The sequence below is a fragment of the Litchfieldia alkalitelluris genome (genome assembly GCF_002019645.1).
In the GTDB taxonomy this organism is placed as follows: domain Bacteria; phylum Bacillota; class Bacilli; order Bacillales; family Bacillaceae_L; genus Litchfieldia; species Litchfieldia alkalitelluris.
This window is the reverse complement of sequence record NZ_KV917374.1, coordinates 805437-823790: the sequence shown is the minus strand read 5'-3', so window position 1 is coordinate 823790 and position 18354 is coordinate 805437. Positions and strand designations below refer to the sequence as shown.

General features: G+C 36.6%; 18 protein-coding genes. 6 read left to right on the top strand and 12 right to left on the bottom strand.

Annotation, left to right across the window (positions count from 1 at the left end):
• Window position 1 precedes the first annotated feature (1 nt).
• From BK579_RS03890 to BK579_RS03845, 10 genes are all read right to left on the bottom strand, one after another.
• Window positions 2-1705, bottom strand: coding sequence for an Hsp70 family protein (locus BK579_RS03890; RefSeq protein WP_078543657.1), 1704 nt, complete (start codon window positions 1703-1705; stop codon window positions 2-4).
• Between the two features lie 38 nt (window positions 1706-1743).
• Window positions 1744-2589 carry a nucleotide exchange factor GrpE gene (locus tag BK579_RS03885; protein ID WP_169891060.1) on the bottom strand — a complete coding sequence of 282 codons (846 nt, stop codon included), beginning with the start codon at window positions 2587-2589 and terminating at the stop codon, window positions 1744-1746.
• Window positions 2555-4153 (bottom strand): PP2C family serine/threonine-protein phosphatase, encoded by a 1599-nt coding sequence (locus BK579_RS03880; RefSeq protein ID WP_078543655.1) that lies wholly within the window; start codon window positions 4151-4153, stop codon window positions 2555-2557. Before BK579_RS03880 ends, BK579_RS03885 begins: the two co-directional genes overlap by 35 nt.
• Before the next feature lie 34 nt (window positions 4154-4187).
• A complete protein-coding gene (locus tag BK579_RS03875) occupies window positions 4188-4964 on the bottom strand; it encodes a vWA domain-containing protein (protein WP_078543654.1) in 777 nt (258 codons plus the stop codon).
• Window positions 4965-5145: 181 nt separating this feature from the next.
• Complete coding sequence (locus tag BK579_RS03870; RefSeq protein WP_078543653.1) at window positions 5146-5922, bottom strand: vWA domain-containing protein; 777 nt, start codon at window positions 5920-5922, stop codon at window positions 5146-5148.
• 29 nt (window positions 5923-5951) lie between these two features.
• Window positions 5952-7988 carry a lipopolysaccharide kinase InaA family protein gene (locus BK579_RS03865; protein ID WP_078543652.1) on the bottom strand — a complete coding sequence of 679 codons (2037 nt, stop codon included), beginning with the start codon at window positions 7986-7988 and terminating at the stop codon, window positions 5952-5954.
• A gap of 12 nt (window positions 7989-8000) precedes the next feature.
• Complete coding sequence (locus BK579_RS03860) at window positions 8001-8558, bottom strand: PIN domain-containing protein (protein ID WP_078543651.1); 558 nt, start codon at window positions 8556-8558, stop codon at window positions 8001-8003.
• A 62-nt stretch (window positions 8559-8620) separates the two neighbouring features.
• Window positions 8621-9631: a hypothetical protein gene (locus BK579_RS03855; protein ID WP_078543650.1), complete on the bottom strand. Its 1011-nt coding sequence runs from the start codon at window positions 9629-9631 to the stop codon at window positions 8621-8623.
• 141 nt (window positions 9632-9772) lie between these two features.
• Window positions 9773-10432 carry a hypothetical protein gene (locus tag BK579_RS03850; protein WP_078543649.1) on the bottom strand — a complete coding sequence of 220 codons (660 nt, stop codon included), beginning with the start codon at window positions 10430-10432 and terminating at the stop codon, window positions 9773-9775.
• Window positions 10422-12551 (bottom strand): dynamin family protein, encoded by a 2130-nt coding sequence (locus BK579_RS03845; protein WP_078543647.1) that lies wholly within the window; start codon window positions 12549-12551, stop codon window positions 10422-10424. Before BK579_RS03845 ends, BK579_RS03850 begins: the two co-directional genes overlap by 11 nt.
• 258 nt (window positions 12552-12809) lie before the next feature.
• Between BK579_RS03845 and BK579_RS03840 the strand changes: the two genes are divergently transcribed.
• Entirely contained in the window at window positions 12810-13568 is a 759-nt protein-coding gene (locus BK579_RS03840) for a hypothetical protein (protein WP_078543646.1), read from the top strand.
• Between the two features lie 27 nt (window positions 13569-13595).
• Here the strand turns inward: BK579_RS03840 and BK579_RS03835 are convergent, their stop codons facing one another.
• Window positions 13596-13838 (bottom strand): hypothetical protein, encoded by a 243-nt coding sequence (locus BK579_RS03835; RefSeq protein ID WP_139365035.1) that lies wholly within the window; start codon window positions 13836-13838, stop codon window positions 13596-13598.
• Window positions 13839-14086: 248 nt separating this feature from the next.
• Here BK579_RS03835 and BK579_RS03830 point away from each other — a divergent pair, with 248 nt between their 5' ends.
• From BK579_RS03830 to BK579_RS03810, 5 genes are all read left to right on the top strand, one after another.
• On the top strand, window positions 14087-14581 hold the full coding sequence (locus tag BK579_RS03830) for a helix-turn-helix domain-containing protein (protein WP_078543642.1): 495 nt from the start codon (window positions 14087-14089) through the stop codon (window positions 14579-14581).
• Window positions 14582-14845: 264 nt separating this feature from the next.
• Window positions 14846-15163 carry a hypothetical protein gene (locus BK579_RS26250; protein WP_235848333.1) on the top strand — a complete coding sequence of 106 codons (318 nt, stop codon included), beginning with the start codon at window positions 14846-14848 and terminating at the stop codon, window positions 15161-15163.
• A gap of 81 nt (window positions 15164-15244) precedes the next feature.
• Entirely contained in the window at window positions 15245-15613 is a 369-nt protein-coding gene (locus BK579_RS26245) for a cache domain-containing protein (protein ID WP_235848332.1), read from the top strand.
• A 64-nt stretch (window positions 15614-15677) separates the two neighbouring features.
• Window positions 15678-16370 (top strand): EAL domain-containing protein, encoded by a 693-nt coding sequence (locus tag BK579_RS26240; protein ID WP_235848331.1) that lies wholly within the window; start codon window positions 15678-15680, stop codon window positions 16368-16370.
• 544 nt (window positions 16371-16914) lie between these two features.
• A complete protein-coding gene (locus tag BK579_RS03810) occupies window positions 16915-17739 on the top strand; it encodes a Cof-type HAD-IIB family hydrolase (protein ID WP_078543637.1) in 825 nt (274 codons plus the stop codon).
• A 72-nt stretch (window positions 17740-17811) separates the two neighbouring features.
• Here the strand turns inward: BK579_RS03810 and BK579_RS03805 are convergent, their stop codons facing one another.
• Window positions 17812-18090 (bottom strand): hypothetical protein, encoded by a 279-nt coding sequence (locus BK579_RS03805; protein ID WP_078543635.1) that lies wholly within the window; start codon window positions 18088-18090, stop codon window positions 17812-17814.
• Window positions 18091-18354: the final 264 nt, after the last annotated feature.

Sequence of the window (18354 nt, the reverse complement as noted above, 5' to 3'; positions counted from 1 at the left end):
CCTAGTTCAAAACGAAATCTTGAATTTTTAGAATCGCTTTTTCTTTGTCTTCTTCATTAATAACAGAATTGGTTTGCACTGTTACTTGTACTGTCCCCTTTTCTGTTACCTCTACTGCAGTCACCTCTAATGTGCCATCTTCATTTAAATTATAGGTCACTTCAATCGGAGAATTTTCCGGTAAGCCGAAGGGCAAATCCAGGAGGGCATCACCTATCACCATGGCATAATCTTTTTCTAGAACTTCATCAAGCATTTCATTTTCCATCACTTGAATTTTCGCGTTCACTTGATTCCCCTCATAAGTACCAAAGATTTGCGAATATTTGCATGGCAATGTATCATTTTTCTTGATAAGGTTGACGACACGTTCAACATCTCTTCCGTTTTCTACAACGTGTGCTACCACTCCAAAGCTTTTACTTGTTACATTACGAATCGTTTGGTTCGCCATACTTTCGACACGTTGCGGAGTTAACCTAAAATAGGTTGCTGCTTCATGAAGAATCTCTTCCTTTTCAACTTGTGTTAGCTTTGGCATAACATCTTGAATCTGAGAAGCTCCTATTCCTTGACCATACTTAGCACCTATTTTGTTAGAAACCCATTCCTGCACAGATTTTTGCATTCCGTATAAAGCGGCACCTTTTGCTACTGCCTCATCAGGATCAAACATAATTGGTTCCATACCAAACTCTTCTACAAGACGCTCTTTCACCTGTAGCATTCTGGTAGAGCCACCAACTAAAATGATTTCATCAAATTGATCTTTCCCAGGACCTTTTAGCTTTGCATCTTCTAGCATCAACTTTGTTAATTCAATGGTTCTTTCAAGAAGATGAGAAGTCACTTCATCAAGCTTTTCACGCGTTAACTCCACACGAACACGATCGAAATTGTGGGAGAATGTAATCGGAGCCTTAAAACGCTTTGGTGCGGACAACGTTTTTTTAGCAACTTCGGCCGAACTCTGGAGGCTTTGAGCTGTTTCAGGGTTCATTAAGATATCTTCTGTAAAATCACCTGTTTGTTCCTTGTATTGATCAACCAGATACTCTACGATCGCATCGTCCCAGTTTTTACCTCCAAGGTTATGATCTCCCCCCGTAACAATTACATCAATTGCTTCCGAAGAAACATCAATTAACGTTACATCAAATGTTCCACCGCCAAGGTCATAGACTAGAATCCTCTTATCCGACTGCTTTGTGATTCCATATGATAACGCAGCGGCAGTAGGTTCATTTATTAAATCAATTACATTTAAACCTGCAATTTCACCTGCTTTTTTCGTTGCTTCTCGTTCATTAACCCCGAAATAGGCAGGAACAGTGATGACTACATCCTCGACTATTTCACCAGTTGTCAATTCTGCATCTTTAACTAGTTTTTTTAGAATAAGAGCGGAAATTTCCTCCGCCCGATACGATTGTCCTTTGTGTTCGAATTCATAATCTGTACCCATTTGGCGCTTTATATAGGAAACTACATCATTTGGGTACATTTCCGCGTAATTCTTCGCCGACATGCCGACATCAATATTTACCTGTCCACTACCATCTTCCTCAAAGTAAACAACAGAAGGAGTAATTCTTTCTCCGTCAGCATTTTTCAAGACAATCGCTTTATCGTGTTCGTCCATGATGGATATACATGAATAAGTCGTCCCCAAGTCAATTCCGTAAACTTTTTTCACCTTCGCCATTTCATGCCTCTCCCCATTTCATTTAACTTATTAAACAATTATTCTACTTCTTTGTTTGGTTGATACCCATATACCGCGACAAGTTCAGGGCGTATTTGTCGTTCGTCCCAGCTGTACGCTTTCCCAAACACTTCTGCAATCTGCTTATCTTTTTCTATATCAGCTGTTTTAATCGTTTTAACAACTTTATGTCGCTTTGTATCCAACTTTCCCTTCTGATATGGTAAAGCCTCAATACCTTGACGATATAAAATATCCTCAACATCTTGAGCTGTATATTTAATCAACTTGACTAAGCTTTCAGGATGTTCATAGCCATGTTTTTCAATTTCTCCCAGATGTTTCTTAAGGTTATCTATCAAATCAATCAAATCTCGAATGAGCGGAAGAAAGCGATCCTGATTTTCATTGTTTTTATAATCCTGAAGTTCACGATGAAGATTATCTATAATTTGATCTTTTTGAGCGTCTACCATCATTTTCGTTTGAAAATCACGCATCACCTTATGAAGAATTAACTCAATTGAAGAAAATTGTGTGGTCATAGATTTTGATAATTCTTCGAACTGATGCTTCAATCGTTCATCTTGAAAATTAGGTTCTGTACCAGAAGGTACTTCTAAACATAGAGCTTCGTCGGTTAATTCTTCAGTGCTAGTGAAATCATCCGCAATAACCTCTATGTCTAGAGGGGTTTCTTCTTCCGTGTCAAAGGTATCAGTTAAGGATACAGAGGGGGATTGCTCTTCAGTAAGAACCCCCTCCAATACGTCATCTTGTTTCTTGTTTATAACACGACTTGAATCCACTAACTTATCAACAGCTTGTTCAATCTCAAAAATTCTTTTTTTAGATGGTTGGCCCAACTGTTTCTTTTCTTCCATTGTCATGTTCCTCCTGGTCACTCCCTTCACCATTTTCACTAGCTTGAAGCTCATCAGGTTTTTTCTCTGTATGAATTGCCTCTAATTCATCAGTTTGAGCATGTTCCACTTCGCCAGCATCATCTTCACCAGCGACAGATTCTGAAGCCTGTACTTCTTCATTCAAAGAAACCTCTTCATCCTTTTTTGCATCTTCGTCAATTGCTTCCATATCATTTGGAACTTCTTCCTTCTCCGAATTAACTTCACATGATTCAATAAATTCATCATCTTCATATTCAGGAAGGTGTTCTTCTTCTTCCTCCTCCTCATAGTTTGGGAGGGTCTTCTCATCTTCTTCATAATTAGGAAGGCTCTTGTCGTCTTCTTCATTATTCGGAGGGGGTTCTTCACCTTCCGTGATTATTTCGATGAATACATCTTCTTCGAACTCATAATCAGAGGCATAGTCCTGTAGCTCTTCATCTTCATCTTCATTTTCATTTTCGTATTCAGCAACATAATCCTCTTCATTGATGTTGAATTTCGGAGACTCATCCTCTAGTTCTTCGTCATGTTCAGGCAGATCAAGCTTAAAGTTTTCACTTTCGACGGTAACTGATGAATCCTCACTCTGCTCTTTGGGTATTTCCTCAGTGGTAACATCAGAATGTATAGAAGAAGGTGTATTTGACAGGTCATTTTGCTCCCCATTATTCACCGTATCACTTAAATCTACGCCTTGTTCGTTAGATGGATCTGTTCCCTTAATAAAGATTGAGTCATCTTCTGGCATATTGTCAGGTTCTTCTTTCAGTTCCATATCTTCCGCTAAATCTATTATGTCTACAGTATGACTAGTCATTAATGCGATTGCGCAGTCATCTGAGGTATTTTCTTTTACCATATCTAACAATGCAGGGAGCTCCCCCATGACTAGCTGCTCGTCATTTTCAACTAAATGATTGAAAAGAATGGTCGTATTACCCTTTTCTATGTCACGTTCGGAATTTATATAAAAGGAAGTAGCTGCACCATCAGACATCAACATAAAGTCCAGATGGTTTTCAATCGACCCTTTGTATATACGAAAGTGTTCATGTAATGGCGCCATTGTAATGAAATAAGTTTCATTTGCATATCGACCATTCTCAGGGTGAGATAATACTGAAAGCTCATTATCACTTCGTTGGAAAATAACTCCATCACCAACATGACCAGCAAGATATTGATTATTTTTCACCAAAACAAATAACACTGTGCATGAAAAATCCATCCGTTCTGCCAGGTTATGCTTAGCTGCTTCCTCATCAATAGCCTGGAGGAGAAAATCTTCTATTAATAAAGATGGATTTTCTGAGGCATACCATTCATCGAATTTGTCTTTTGAATATTTCAAAAAGGTTTGCACAACAAGCTCTGCTCCTCTTTCACTCAAACGGCAAGAACCAGCACCATCAGCGAGCACGATCCCATGTAGATCTTCATCATGTATATGAATCGCTCGGTCTTGACAAGGTTCATTATTCTCTACATGACCAATTCCTTGGACATATCCGCTTGCAGCCTTCCATTGTAAATTCATAACTTTATCCTCCTACATTCCAAAGAAAACAGCACTATTTCTTCTTATTTTCCGCTATCTCTTCAAATATATTGAAACTCATATCCAAAGAAAAGCCTGTTCCTGGGATTGCTTTTGTTAGTGCAGATGAACTCTTTCCTAGCATCTTGAAAAACTTTATAATGTTTACTTCATCTAATTTTTGAACATTGCTCTTCGCTGTTGCAAACTGATGAAGAAAGTACGTATTTTCTACGTCATCACCAAAAAAGATTGAATACGAACTTAATCTCATGGCTGTATGAAAATAATTAAATCGCTTCTTAGTGACAAGAAACTCTGGCGTATCTTTTGTCACTAAAATAGGGACCCCTCTTTCATCATATTCCATCGTAGTTGGCTCTCCATCAGTTAAGATAATCATAACCGGCGGATGGCTAGTAATTCCGAAGTTGTTATAAATATCAATTTGATCTTCTAAAAGATCAAGTCCAGTCATGATCGCGGTACATAACGGGGATGATCCACCCGCTTTTAGGACAGGGATTTCTTGCTCAGCTGGATTCCCAAAGTCTGTAGCAACCTGCACTCCACCTTCACCGAAAGTGACCAAACTAACATGTAAATGCTCACGGACAATCGGATCTTCTAAGATCTCATTATAGAATGACTGAACACCACGATTTAATTTGTCAATATTATTATTGTGTAACATACTCCCACTTGTATCTAGCACCAACATTAATGGAAGCTTATGACCTTTATTACGAATACCTGCTTCCTTCAATTCTTTACGGTTCATTCGTTCCATTAAAGTCATTTGATGTGTCATGACAATCCCCCCGGTTTATATACAATTAGTTCGAACATATTTTTCAAGGCTTTTTGATTCCCATTCAAACGGCCTAACAAGACTTCTTAAGCAAAGTAAATAGATAAGTCGCCATACTAGTGATACATGACTACATTCATATATCTTCCTACTATGGCGACCAGTTATTGATGAAGGTTAATTATGCCTTCCACTCCGAAACAACGCCTCTAGAATCAGCCTTTTCAAATTCCATACTATTACTTGAGCTTGGTACTGATCGTGATAGAATCGAGGTACTTTTACTTAATAGTTTAAAGAATTCTACAATATTGCGTTCATCTAGCTTTAAAACGTTTTCCGGTTTTGAAGCGAACTTTTGTAAAAAGAATGGATTTTCGATTTCTTCACCTACACCGATTGTAATGGAAACCAAGTTGAAATTATCCATAAATTTACGGAAAGCAGCATGTGTACGGATAAATTCGTCATCATTTGGTTTTAGTTCAATCGCACGGTTTTGGCTGTCATATACACCTGACACTGATGGCATACCATCTGTCATAATAATCAAATGAGGTGGATGGAATGGAACACCCTCTTCTTTATAGACCTCAATTTGGTCTTCAAGGATATCAAGACCAAGTGTGATCGCTTCACACATTGGTGTCCCACCACCAGCAGCGAAAACTGGCAGGCGTTGATCCTTAATGTGAGCGAAATTAACTGCTAATTGAACTTCATTATACCCAAATGAAATGATCGCAATATCAATATGATCTTGGACGGTAGGATCACCCTTCATTTCCTTGAAATAAACATCCAAGCCTTCGTTTAATTTATTGATGTTGTTATTCTCATTCATTGAACCACTTGTATCAACAAGGATTACAACAGGAACCTTCGCTCCACGACTTTTTTCAATTCTTCCTTTTTGGATTAATATATTCTCGTATTTTTCAGCTAAACTTCTTCCCATATTTGAACATCCTCTCTTTGTTCGGATAATTATCCGAATAATTTATCAAGTAAGCTACGTATTGTTGTTTTTTCATCTTCCTTTGCCGATGCTGCCTGATCGAATCCCGTTTTCATATTTGTTCCACCACCATTAGGTTGAACTGGTCTAAACGAACTGGAACTCGCACTACCATCTTGATCAAAGAATTTCCCTTTTAACTCTTCCCATTTTCCAAGTAGTTCGTGACTCTCATTTTCATCAAAGAAGCGGTCAACTACACTTACAATATTTCTTTCTTCATGTTGAGATTGCCAAAGCTTTCTGAATTCCAGTCTTTCCTCTTCTGACTTTGCTTTCTTTTCCATTTTGATAATATTGTGATAGTTTTGAAGATGTTTACCACAAAACAGATATTTCTCAATTTTACCCTTTTCAAGTCTAGAAACAATATCCTTTATATGTCGATAATGCGTTTTCCCTTTACAATCTTTGTGCGAACATTCAAAATCCACACGATGCTTCTTCGGCATTCCGAATGTATCTGGTCGAAGCTGATTATTATCTTTATATTTCCTAACAATTTTAATGTAACCTTCTAGCTTTTCAATCACTTCTTCTATTTTCGGACGATAATCTTGAATGCCATCCTCCGTTTTCCCAAACGCTTCTCTAAATAAATTACACATTGGTTTTGGCATATGAGAGAAGATAAATCTTGCTGTAGGTGGAGCAAACATCCCTTGAGCACTTTTAATCGGCTTTCCTTTTACATATGGAAAATCACGGTTTTGCATATTTTCCTGACAATCATTAATCAAATTCTTTCCTGCACCACCCGTATAAGAATATGGGTGAACACCGAGGTGAATGATTTCAAATAATAGAACTAGAAGAGTAAACACTTCATTTTCAACTGATCGTGGCTTACCGGACGCAAAGTCCCAGAGTGGGTCACGATAGTTTGGAGTTTCATAATAGGAAGGATGACCTTCAATTTGACATCCATCTAAGTCAATTAAATAGACTTTAAGTGTTTCAGAATTATTGCCTGTAACCAAGAAATTACGCAGATTAATGTCACCAATTATAATTCCATGATCATGGACTTTCTTAACCTTTTTCACGATTTGGTGTGCGAGAGTTAAAAGGTCTTTACGCTCAAAACCTTCAAATGGCCATCTATCGTTCATGATAATATCATGAAGCTGCTTAGCAGGTTCTGTACCATCTTTTACCTTCTTCATTACAACCCCAATCAAAACACCTTGTTCGTCATGTATTGGAAGTAAAGGGAAAATTAACTGTGAATCTCGAATTTGATATTGGGGGTTAGCAAAGTAATCCTCTAGCTTTTCTGTTCTCTTTTTCATCAAATCTCTAAACTTTACACAGTTTGGTTTGAGTGATTGTTCATCCAGAGATGTACAATAAATTTTTGCAACAAAGTCGCTGTGTTCATTACCGAGGTCAAATATTGCCGCTTCTCCTCCAGCAGTCATTCGCTTCCCAAGCTTAAATGTTTTACCTTGAATAACCACTGTTTCCCCTTCTTTTGGTTCCACAATTTTATATTCAACATAGCCATCCTTCAGCGTGAAGCAACCAACTCGGGCAATTCCAGCATCTACTAACCCATCTCCGTTTTGACGAGCATGCGCATGACCAGTGATTAATAGGATGTCTTTAGTCATATCCTGGCCACGAACGTCATCTAGTAACGTTTTATAAAAAACCTGCTCTTCTTTTAGTGATAATCCATTCGTGGGATTTTTTCCAGATGGGAAGTAATCTTCTGTCCCGTATTGCTTAATAAATTTATGTGAACTATATAAGCTAACAATTCTCTCAAGCTCTGGATCTACTTTTACCTCTTCCACTAACTGTTTTGCGGAAAATTCAGGCAAATAGAGATAGAAGCTGGACTTCTCTTTCTTTTTGTCCTTCAAAAACTGTGGCAAAATATTTTTTAAGAAGTGACGATATCGGTTTTTTTCTTCACCTTTAAGTTGAAGGTATTCGGTAAATAAGTGATGATCAATAAAGATTAATTCTTTCTGAATATCTATAGCTATACTTTCTTGCACCTAGACCCCTCCTTAACCTATTTCATTTGGAAAACGTTCAGCTTCACGATCTCGATTTAAATCCCATTCCCGCAACTTTGATTGCTTAAGATTGATGAAAAACACTCTAACTTTTTTTCTAGTCTTCACTGATTTTAATAGATTCATATTTAATAAATCAGTAGCAAAATCACGGTCATTTGTTATAACGGATACGTTCTTATGTCGACGTAGCTCCATCATCATCGTCAGGACTGCTACATCATTAAAACCATTCACAACCCCAGTTAAATCGGATTTAACTAATCTTGCATACCCTTTAGTAACTAAAGACTCCAATGCTTCATAGCCTTTAAATGCTTCTGTGCGCTTATGAAGAGATTCTGAACCTTCAGCAATTTTTAATTTCTCAAGCTCTTCAGCCACTGTTTTTGGAATGTTAACAACATAGTTTGAGTCTTTCGTTTCGCGATATTTATTAATCGCAATAACCAAATCATTTTTTAAAAAATTTCGAAACGATTCGTTCATGAATATGTTTGAATCAAGCATTAAAATATCATTTTCAAAATTAAATCCATCAAGTTTCATGTAGCGCTTCTCCTTTAGGAGGCTGTATGAAGAATACAGCCTCTAGTTAGTTATGAGTGATATCACTTAACAATAAGTTGTAACAATTGCTTTGCCGTAGCAATCTGCCACTTCATGACAACTGCATCAGTTCCTACCGTCTCGAGAATCGTATAAGCTAAGCTGTTAACATCATCTTCACTCAACCCATTCTCTTCAACACTCATTTCAAACTCCCAAATATCCGCTTTTAAACTTTTTAACTGATCGCGATCATCTGCCGCTGCCAATTTATACATTTCATTAAAATTTTGATTTAATGACGCAAAGTCAATAACTAGAGTGTTTTCAGTAGACACACTTTCTTCCACTTCAAATTCAGCAGAAGCAACCTCTGTACTTTCTTCTTCTTCCTCAGCACCAAACAAATCATCATCTAATTCGTCTTCATCCACTTCTTCATCATCTTCTTCATCTAAACCGAAAGTAAAATCATCTTCCACATCTAATTTAACTTCTGCGAAATCAGAAGTTTCCCACTCATTTTCTTCCGTGTTTACTTCTGTTTGACTTTTTAATCTGAACGTATCTTGCTTAAATTCCATTGGTAAATCCTCCTTAGTCATCTCTAACTCATTTTGATAAAAATAATTTAAAATTTCTCCTATATAGGCAGAAGTAATTTCCTGGTGGTCTTCAAACGCAAATTGAAGTGCTGCAATCTGAATAAATAAGTATTTTAAATAGGAATCAACATTTTGATTTTCTGTATGTTCTGGAGATAACAACGAATGAAGCGGCATATCAAAACTAAAGCCGGACTTTCTTTGTTTAATCTCCACATGAAATGTTTGTCTTTCAGTGATATCTGATTGTAGTGAATAAAGCGTTACTTCAACTCCCGATGCAACACCTTCCATTGTTTTAAACATCTGGTTTAAGGTGGTACGATCCATTTGAAGTACCTTTTCATCTAATAACAGAAGTTCAAGAGTCTCAAACGACTTACCAGTGTATGTCTGGAGCCAGTGAATCGTAGTTACTTGAAGTTCTTCGTACAAATCTTTGACTCTTAGAATTTGAACATCAACCATGTCGTTAACCTTCTTTCTTTATCGTTATGTTTTACCTCTGTTAATAATATATCACTTAGTGATATTATATTCAATACTAATTTTTAATTTTTTTGCACTTTTTTTAAAAATATTATTTTTATTACAAAACATCAAAAGGTATTATATTCTAAAGAACCGATTCTCAATATTCTCAAGGGTTGATATTAGGTTTTTCTTCACCTGATCTTTGCGGCGCTCGATAACAGCTCCTATGTTTTGTGTTTCGTTTTGAGGTTTATTCACAAATTCGTATTTTTTCTGTTTTTGAGAAAAATTCCGTTGTATGTAATAGTAAGTTGCAGTATAGGCAAGTACCCCACCAGACAATGCTCCTAGTGCTGAGATTGATAAAGTTTTTCCCACTAATCCCCCTATTGTAGCCCCTAAAACACATCCTGAGATTGTTGGGGTCTTATAATGAGATAAAGAAGTGTCTTTCACAACCTTCTTTTCCACTCCTGTCTTCACAAGCAGCGACTTTTGTTTATCTTCAGATGGAATATATGATATAGGTTGAATCTGTGCTTGCTCAGTCATTTTCTTCACTTCGTTTAATTTGTCTTGGACTTTATCCTCGCTGAAGGTTTGCTCAAGCACATCTTGCATCTCAAATAACACTTCTTTAAATAAAGAATGAGAGTACCTCTTCATAGTAGAGAGTTCCTCCTCAAAAATGATAGGATAGGAACTCTCTGGCCGTTGTGATATTTCTTTAGCTAAACTTTCATAATAATCATCAATATAACGACTTACATTATCTTTATATCTATTAAACTGCATGTACTGTCCCTCCTTTTTCAACGAACTCAACTTCATATAGATGATCAAGCTTTCTTAACAGGCGTTCTAATGTTTGACTAACTCGCTCTCTCTCAGAAAGTAACTCAAGAGCCTTCCCTTTTTCACCCTTAAGTTCATCAATTAAGTTGGTAATATTCCGCTCTCTCCAACTTTGATAATGCTCAATTCGTTCAAAAATATGAGTTTGATACTTATCATTAACTGCGATGATTCGTTTATTAATTTCAAGTGAAATCCCATTAGAGTCAATTCGCAGCTCTTCTTCCGCATTGGCAATTAGCTCTGAAACAAGGTCGGTCATACTTTCCTTAAAACCTTCCAAATCAAATACGTTGACCTTTTCAGCTTTACCAAATATAGCTTTAAGTCTATTAAAAAAACCTGAAGCATTTACCTGATAGGTACTTAGTTCCATCATCAATTTCATTCGATCCTTTAGCTGACTAGAAACGTCATATGAAGTCATCTCAAATAAGGATTCGATGTCACTTCTTACATCTGATAGCAGTTGGTCTTTTTGAAAGAAAGCCATTTGTTTTTGTAGCATCGGTAAATCTAACTGTTTACTAAATGTTTGATTTACGTTATCTTCAAATCGAGAGAATTTCTCCAATAACTCTTCTGTAAAGGCTTCATATTTAATCTCTAAGGAACGAAATGATGTCCGAATAAGTGCTTTTTTTCTTGCACCTAATTTTAATAGAAGTTTTTCAACAAATTGGTCCAGGATTTGATCACTGTTTTCTTCAGTCAATTGGTCTTTTTTTTCTTCCCAAGTCTCCGTTAATTCTTTTCTAATTTCGTGAACAAGCTTTGCTGTAGTCACTTTCTTCACCATGTCAATTACTTCTTCAATCTCTGATTTACCTGTAGATGTTCCAACAAGAGTTGCTGTTGCGCTTCGTTCTACTTCTCTTTTCAATTGCTTTGTTAGCTGCTGAAAATCGTTTCTTAGTGCCTCCAGCTTTTTATCATATTCACCTTCTTTTTGACTAATCTTCTTTTGCATTAACTGAGCAAGTTCAATTGAATCCTTTATTTCACGTTCACAAAGCGCCCTCAGAGCATCAATTGATTCATTCACCATCCGACTAATTTTATTCTCAAAAAAGGCAGATAATTCTTGTTCTATCACATTCATTCTACTTATCGTATGTATCGTTTTAATATCATTTTCAGTAATTTGTCTTCCGGAAACAACAAACCCTTCCTCATCCACAAATGAGATGTGTTGGTCTCTCTTTAATTCATTTAAAGACAATTGACCGTTGTCATACATTCTGGCTTTTAAGGCAAAATAAGAAGAAACAGCAAGGATTTGGGGGTGGCTTAAAAGCGGACTTACCACTCGATAAAGTTCTTCCCTCGCATGCAGGACTTGCTCCTCAGTAAATTGATCGATTTTATTAATAATAAAGAAGATGTGGTTACCTTCTGTATCTAAATTACTGTTTTTCGCATTTTCAACATATTCAGCAATCACATTCAAAAAGTTGCTATCACCAACATTATCAGGTTCGATGATGAAAAGGACTGCATTGACCGTCGGTAAGACCTTGTTAGTAATTTGATCATGTTCGCTATGCCTAGCAAATAAACCCGGTGTATCAACAATTTCTACTCCACCTTTACAAATATCAAGATCCCAATGAACATCAACAGATTCTACAATTTCTTCAACACGCGGTCCTTTAGATATGTTAGAATCGTCACGAGTAACCGTAGTTTTGCTTTTTAGAAATTCTTTCATCTCTCTATCAGTAACTTGCTTTAAAGGAGACTTTGGAAAGCTTTCTCTCTTTCCGTCACGATAAGTAACGACAACTCTTTTCTCTGTCCCGTACTTCAGTCTCGTAATTGCAGCAGTTTCCGCTAACACGTTCATTGATAATAAATCTGTTCCAATCAACGCATTTACAAATGTTGATTTCCCAGCAGAAAACGGAGCAACTAATGCAATGCGGAAGCTAGAGCTTCTTAACTTACTAATCGTACCAATTAACCCTGACTCTTTAATTGATTCTTGAGAGACAGTATCTTTAATAGAAGCAAACATCTTTAATACTTTATTTCTTTTTACATTCACATCATGAATCATGTATTAATTTCTCCTTTAAAATTATTCTTCATCATTGCTCCAATAATCTCTAATAGATCACTAGAAAACATTCCTCTAGTCATGGACATTTCAGGATAAAAGCCCTTATAACACAAAGAGGCAAAGTACCTGTTTTAGATAATTCAGTTGACTAATTATACCATATTTTAATATCCTTAGTATGATAATAATGTTTAAAAACTTAGTATCACTAGGACTATTTTCATAGTTTATAACATTGAGAGGATGTAAAACAGGATGAATTTGATATCGATCCAAAATATATGTTCTCAGATTGAGAACGATGACTTTTTCCTATATTCAAAACTTCCAAAGATAAAACAGGAGAGCTTACATAATAACTTTCCCAATCTCCAAGAGAATAAAGTAATTGCTTTTGTTGATACAACCTTATATAAAACTTGCTCATTTGGACTCGTGCTTAGCGAGGATGGACTACACTGGAAAAATTACTGGCTTAATCCTACTAAAAACCACTTTCTTAACTGGGACCAATTTAAACACTCAACAATAGCATTAAAGCAGAACCAAGTGATTTCCCTCTCAGAGAATATGGATTTTGATGCTTTTGGGGTCCGTAACTTTGTCGACACCCTGGTGAATCTATTGAAATCACTTCAACAAACAGGAGTTCCTGGACAAATACAGGACGTGTCCTATAAAAACACTCGTATCTCTCCATTGGTAGAAACAATAGTTACTAAGCACCTGACTATCCTTGAATTAAAAGACTTTCAGGAATACTATGATGAAGTGATTCGAGTCATAAAGGCGCCATATAATTTTCAAAAATCACAATTTCAAAATTCCAATGATTATTACACAAAATGTACGAAAGAACTTTTAATTGAAATTGAAACGATGATAAAAAGCAGTTCTCACCAAAAAGAAACTTTGTTAAATGTAATTGCAAATTCTATTGAAGAATTATCACAGAATGACTCACTTTGGGAAAATATTCATCATAAAATGAAGATGATTAAAGTCCAACTATAAAACAGTATTCATAGACAGCCTCAATTATTATGCAACTTTTTCTAAAAGTAGCTTACAAATTTGGGGCTGATCCTCAATTCTCTCCCGGTACCCGTTAACAAAGGTCATATACAACGACAGATTTTGTTGCACATCAGACTCAATCACAATCGAGATGAAATCATTTTTCCGGTGGGCCCTAATCACATACTGTTTTGTGTTACTTTGACCATTCACCTCCATCAATTCTAAATCCGAAATAAATAATGTTTTAAGTATATTTTTTTTCAAGAGCAAATTTAACACCTCTTTATTCACATTATCGTGTTATATATCATATAGTTATAATATAACTTAAAGTGAAGTTTGTAAACTAACAAATAACCAATTTTTTAAAAATTCATTAAGCTTTATTTTAAAAAAAACCAAAAAATCCAATGTTAATATTACACATTTTCATATTTAGTGAAAAAGTAATATTGATAATAATATTTCAATTGTGTATACTTTAACTAAAATAATAATCGAGGGGTAAAACGATGAGTAAAAAACCAGAGGAAATGTACGTGGAACTTGGTAGACAAATAAAAATGGCCCGTAAGAATAAAAAAATGACTATGAATGATTTATCTCAAAAAGTAGATTTATCACAAAGTGCCATCTCCATGATCGAGAACGGGGTTAGGTATCCATCACTTGCAACTTTAGCGAAATTCTCTGAAGTGCTTGAACATGATTTTTCAGAATTCATCTCGACACCCACAGAGCCACTCGAAAAGTCTGAGAAAGTAGATATTGAAATGGAAATGCTTGGTTTCCAACTTGTATTATCTCTTAAAGAATTCAAAAGTGATTATAATGATCCGGAAATCAACACTGCTGTTCGGCAAACCTTTGTTGCATACCTTCAAAAGCTATTTAACAAGGAAGAATTTAGCGATGAACTAAAAGAGATATTAAAACGAACGATAAAAGACACTTTAGATAAAAAGCAATCTGAAATTGACAAATTATACAACCAAATCAATGAGTAAGCATATAGATTTGGATGAAATACCTTACCAATACCAAAACGGGTCTGTTTATTTAGCTTAATACTAAACAGCCCGTTCCTTTTTTTATCAAAAAATATAATGAACGATGTGAATCTAATCACTCCACAAGTTCAAATGGCGCTTTTTATGTTAAAATATATTTCATTTCATACATATCATGGAGAGTTTTTATGCATCTAACTAGTAGTTTACAAAAACGTTTGTCGATTATTGTTGTGGAATTGTAATTATATTGTTTTAACTTTGAGTATTATCATTGGTCAACGTTCGATTCATGAAGTTCAATCGGAAATTGGGAGTTCGCTTGCTGAGGTTGCTTATTTAACGGGAGATAATCTTGATCAATATATGTGGTCAAGATATGGTGAAGTTAAAGTGCTTAGTGAGTTGAAGGAAATAAGGCAGCCAGGGGATTTAGATCAAGTGGAGAATCTCCTAAATCAAGTAAAGTCTAGCTTTCCTTCCTTTAGCTGCTTACTGATAAAAACGGTAATGTTCTATCTTCAACTGATAGTATTCTACAGGATGCTGATATCTCTGAAAAAGACCGGTTTACTATGAAGCGGTCGAACAGACATTTATCGGCGATGTACATGAAGCCGTTCTTTTAGCAAATTTATTACCAAACCCAACTGGGAACCGATGAAATTTGTTGATATTAGTACCCCTATCTATGATTTTGATAATAATTTCATTGGGGTATTAGCAACCCATTTAAGCTGGGACTGGGTCAGAGAAGTAGAAGCAGCTATGTTAACTACCCTACAAACTAGAAAAAATATTGAATTCTTTATTGTTAGTAAAAATGACAATGTGGTTATTCTTGGACCAGATGAAATGATTGGTCATTCTTTAAATTTAAATAGTGTTGAACTGGCCAAAACTCATAAAAATGGCTGGAGCCTAGAAACTTGGGATGATGGCAAACAGTATTTAACTGGCTATGTGTTAACAGAAGGGTATAAAGATTATCCAGGTTTAGGTTGGACTGTTATCGTTACAGCCTGTTGAAGAGGCTTACTCCTCAACGACTGAATTACTGATTTACTTTATTACTTCTGGACTAATACTGGTCGTGCTTTTTGCGGTATTTGGTTGGTTTATTGCGGGTAATGTAGCGCGTCCCTTAGAAGAAATTTCATCAGTAGCAAATCGACTAAGAGAAGGTGAACTGGTTGAAATCCCACCCTACCAGGGAATTAAAGAAATTGAAGTGTTATCAAACTCCTTAAGAAACCTCATTACAAACCTAATGAATACCGAGACTGAGCTTGAAAAAATGGAAAGAGTCGCCCACAAAACCACTACAGGCCTTCCGAACAGAAATGCTCTTGAACGTTATTTGGAAAAAATCACAAAAAGGCATAAAAACTTAACGATCTTATACCTAGATTTAGATGGTTTTAAATCCGTAAACGACACACTGGGCCATGAAGCAGGAGACAAACTGCTCATCGAAGTTGGCTCACGCTTGAAACAAAATATCCGCAGTGAAGAACTCGTTTCAAGAATTGGTGGAGATGAGTTCGTCATCGTCTTAACCGCAAAGAATGATCCAGTCAAAAATGGCAAAATCATCGGGGAACGAATTATCTCAATGATTAACCAACCTATTACCATCGATGGCCAAACCGTATCTGTTGGTTGCAGTGTTGGCGGATCCGTGTTCAACACGCACAACGACAATATAGGTGAGGTCATCAGACTAGCAGACCAAGCACTATACCAAGTCAAAAAAACAGGCAAAAACCGAGTCCACTTCTTTTAGGGAAGCACGGGGACGGTTCTCGTGCTTCCTGCAACAAGAAGCGCGGGAAGAAGCACGGGGACGGTTCTCGTGCTTCCTGCAACAAGGGGAAACGCGGGGAGAAGCACGGGGACGGTTCTCGTGCTTCCTGCAACAAGGGGAAACGCGGGGAAGCACTGGGACGGTTCTCGTGCTTCCAGTCAGCAATGGAGCAGGGGTCCGACACCTATTTATCACAATGATAATTAACCACGGTGGTCCGTTCGGATCCATTCAGTGTTGTCAAATCGATATTGTTTGCGAAGTTATCAGGCTTCTTGGACCAGGCTTGTATAAGTTCAAAAGAGCAAGTATTGAGGTTAAAGGCCAATGGCTTAAAACTGAGAATACGATAAATAAAACAAATGGCCTCGATTCATTAAACCACTTAACCCCTTCACAAATAAAAAAGAAGCACGAGAACCGTCCCCATGCTCCCTGCTCCCCCATGTTAACAACTTGTCCACTTCCATGTTCCTTCAAACTTTAGTAAAATTATACTCATGTAAAAGGGAGGACGAACAACATGTCGTATAAAATGATTGTACTTGACTTAGATGATACATTATTACGTGATGACCACTCGATTTCGGATCGTACAAAAAAAGCGTTAATGCAGGCACAAGATAATGGTGTAAAGGTCGTGCTTGCATCTGGTCGCCCGACTTTTGGAATGAAGCCAATTGCAAGCGAGTTATCGTTAGCTGAATATGAGAGCTTTATCCTTTCTTTTAATGGAGGGAAAATTATTAACTGCAAAACAAATGAGGATTTGTTTATTAGTACATTACCGATAAACGATGTTCAAAGATTATATGAGCTTAGCCGTCGTGAAGGAGTTTTTATCCACACATATATCGGTGATGAAATTATTACTGCCGATGATAATCCTTATACAATGAGGGAATCAGACATTACAAAGCTTCCAGTTAAGCTGGTAGAGTCCTTTATTGAGGGTGTAACAGAGCCAGTGGTTAAAGTTTTAATGGTAGGTGATCCTGATCGATTAAAAGAAGTCGAAGCAAAGCTTCAAGTGGAATTAGTTGAGGATTTTAGCGTGATGCGTTCGAAGCCATATTTTCTTGAATTCACTGAAAAAGGTGTGACGAAGGGGACAAGTCTAGACCAACTAATTAAGAGCTGCGGAATAACACGTGAAGAAGTAATCGCCATTGGTGATAGCTATAATGACCAGGCAATGATCGAATTTGCTGGGCTTGGTGTAGCAATGGGCAATGCGCCGGACGATATCAAGGAAATTGCAGATTATGTAACTGATACGAATATGAATGATGGTGTTGCAAAGGTCATTGAGAAATTTGTTCTTAAAGACATTCTCATCAAAAAATAATGCTAAATATCAACTCTACTAGAAGACTGCCTCACAAAGTAGTCTTCTTCTTTTGTAGAATACTTACCTTGCTTATATAATAACAACACCCATAACAAAATCTACTTTTGTACTAATAAAAACGAGCGCCGCATCACTCGCGTTCGAAAATTCATCCTTAATAACCTCAATAATTGCTCTAACATAGTTATAAGCGGATCTTGCAATTCTAACAATCCATGACACAACCGGACCTAACAGCCCAAACCTCCATAGGATGAAACCAACTACTGCTAGTACTCCTCCACCAAGACTCCTAGTAAGAAGCGTACCGATAATAAAAACCACAACCCCGATCACAATCCACAACAACGCTGATCTCTCCTATACACCTTATGAATTAAAAATGCTATGATACCACATGTTTAACTTTGAAGCAGTGGGACGGTTCTTGCGCTTCCTTTGGAAGCGTGAGAACCGTCCCACTGCTTCCCACTACCTAGGAAGTAAGACTCAAAAACATTAAATCTATCACATTTAAAATAAACACTATGACCCATTGTATTTATATTCAATAATTCTTATTATTATTCAATATTAGGAATATACATAAATACGATACGGAGGAATTCATAG

What these genes read in the sequence shown, in the direction of transcription:
- BK579_RS03890 (WP_078543657.1), bottom strand. Translation starts at nt 1,705, where the DNA reads ATGGCGAAGGTGAAAAAAGTTTACGGAATTGACTTGGGGACGACTTAT.
- BK579_RS03885 (WP_169891060.1), bottom strand. Translation starts at nt 2,589, where the DNA reads ATGGAAGAAAAGAAACAGTTGGGCCAACCATCTAAAAAAAGAATTTTT.
- BK579_RS03880 (WP_078543655.1), bottom strand. Translation starts at nt 4,153, where the DNA reads ATGAATTTACAATGGAAGGCTGCAAGCGGATATGTCCAAGGAATTGGT.
- BK579_RS03875 (WP_078543654.1), bottom strand. Translation starts at nt 4,964, where the DNA reads ATGACACATCAAATGACTTTAATGGAACGAATGAACCGTAAAGAATTG.
- BK579_RS03870 (WP_078543653.1), bottom strand. Translation starts at nt 5,922, where the DNA reads ATGGGAAGAAGTTTAGCTGAAAAATACGAGAATATATTAATCCAAAAA.
- BK579_RS03860 (WP_078543651.1), bottom strand. Translation starts at nt 8,558, where the DNA reads ATGAAACTTGATGGATTTAATTTTGAAAATGATATTTTAATGCTTGAT.
- BK579_RS03855 (WP_078543650.1), bottom strand. Translation starts at nt 9,631, where the DNA reads ATGGTTGATGTTCAAATTCTAAGAGTCAAAGATTTGTACGAAGAACTT.
- BK579_RS03850 (WP_078543649.1), bottom strand. Translation starts at nt 10,432, where the DNA reads ATGCAGTTTAATAGATATAAAGATAATGTAAGTCGTTATATTGATGAT.
- BK579_RS03845 (WP_078543647.1), bottom strand. Translation starts at nt 12,551, where the DNA reads ATGATTCATGATGTGAATGTAAAAAGAAATAAAGTATTAAAGATGTTT.
- BK579_RS03840 (WP_078543646.1), top strand. Translation starts at nt 12,810, where the DNA reads ATGAATTTGATATCGATCCAAAATATATGTTCTCAGATTGAGAACGAT.
- BK579_RS03830 (WP_078543642.1), top strand. Translation starts at nt 14,087, where the DNA reads ATGAGTAAAAAACCAGAGGAAATGTACGTGGAACTTGGTAGACAAATA.
- BK579_RS26245 (WP_235848332.1), top strand. Translation starts at nt 15,245, where the DNA reads ATGAAATTTGTTGATATTAGTACCCCTATCTATGATTTTGATAATAAT.
- BK579_RS03810 (WP_078543637.1), top strand. Translation starts at nt 16,915, where the DNA reads ATGTCGTATAAAATGATTGTACTTGACTTAGATGATACATTATTACGT.